Annotated in this window: 1 protein-coding gene; it reads right to left on the reverse strand. The window is 51.1% G+C overall.

Annotation, left to right across the window (positions count from 1 at the left end; genetic code table 11):
• On the reverse strand, window positions 1-205 hold a 205-nt coding region (locus E1189_RS24500; protein WP_230459892.1), incomplete at its 3' end, for a hypothetical protein.
• Window positions 206-276 lie beyond the last annotated feature (71 nt).

Consider the following 276-nt stretch of genomic DNA (forward strand, 5'->3'; position numbering starts at 1 on the left):
AAAGCCGGAAAGGAGGCAGCTCCCCCGAAGAAAGGGGGGAGCAGTGGATGTGAAGGGGTCTGCTCTTGCCTTCTGATGCATAAGTGGCAGATGCACACAGGCCGATCACTACGCAAAGACTGGTGACAATAAAGTTCAGCCTGAACACCATTCCATTCTTTCCCATAAAAAGAGTAATGAAGATAACAACGTAGCTGGCGACCATTGGTGATGCTTCTAAAAGGGACAGACTGGGTCACTCACCTCCCACATTGCGATGTGTACGCTGGTGCCTGG

It is taken from the genome of Parendozoicomonas verongulae (assembly GCF_009711465.1).
GTDB lineage: Bacteria > Pseudomonadota > Gammaproteobacteria > Pseudomonadales > Endozoicomonadaceae > Sansalvadorimonas > Sansalvadorimonas verongulae.